2 protein-coding genes are annotated in these 515 nt (G+C 40.6%); both read left to right on the top strand.

From position 1 onward, the window contains the following. The first annotated feature begins 5 nt into the window (after nucleotides 1–5). On the top strand, nucleotides 6–179 hold the full coding sequence (locus ACFIL8_RS12735; RefSeq protein WP_375690153.1) for a YbfB/YjiJ family MFS transporter: 174 nt from the start codon (nucleotides 6–8) through the stop codon (nucleotides 177–179). Between the two features lie 94 nt (nucleotides 180–273). Then, nucleotides 274–515: FAD/NAD(P)-binding protein (locus ACFIL8_RS12730; protein ID WP_375690151.1), on the top strand; the 242-nt coding region annotated here is incomplete at its 3' end.

The raw sequence follows: 515 nt of genomic DNA, 5'->3' as shown, positions 1-515 counted from the left end.
TAGGCTTGGCTACCTTAACTTACGGTTTTGGCCAAATATTAGGACCTCTCTTGACGAGTTTTTTACAGTCTGGTTCACATGCCATTGCGCTTTCCGTTATCTGTGGTGCTGTAGCGCTTTTTGTTGCTGCTGGAATCTGTCAATATTGTCTTTGTAAAAAGGTCGTTGGCGTTTCATAAACCCGCAATCTTCACTAAAAAGTCAGAGAATTTATTCCATTCTTTTTGAAACATTTTGTGAAAGTCAAATTATTCTAATAGGGGAGATTACAGAATGCTTCACTCTACAGTCGCTATTTTGGGCGTTGGTCCTCGTGGGATCAGTATTCTCGAACGCTTGCTCACACTTTATTCCCATTATCCATTTTCTGGGAACATTGATATTTTATTGATTGATCCCAATGAGATGGGAACCGGTACCCATAGTGTGCATCAGCCAGATCATTTATTGGTTAACACTGTCGCTTGCCAGATTACTTTATTTGGTGATGATACAGTTAAGGGTGTCGGGCCTAT

The organism is Bartonella sp. AP57NXGY, from assembly GCF_042195805.1.
In the GTDB taxonomy this organism is placed as follows: Bacteria; Pseudomonadota; Alphaproteobacteria; order Rhizobiales; family Rhizobiaceae; genus Bartonella.
The sequence above is the reverse complement of the archived record's forward strand: the minus strand, read 5'-3'. Positions and strand labels throughout refer to the sequence as shown.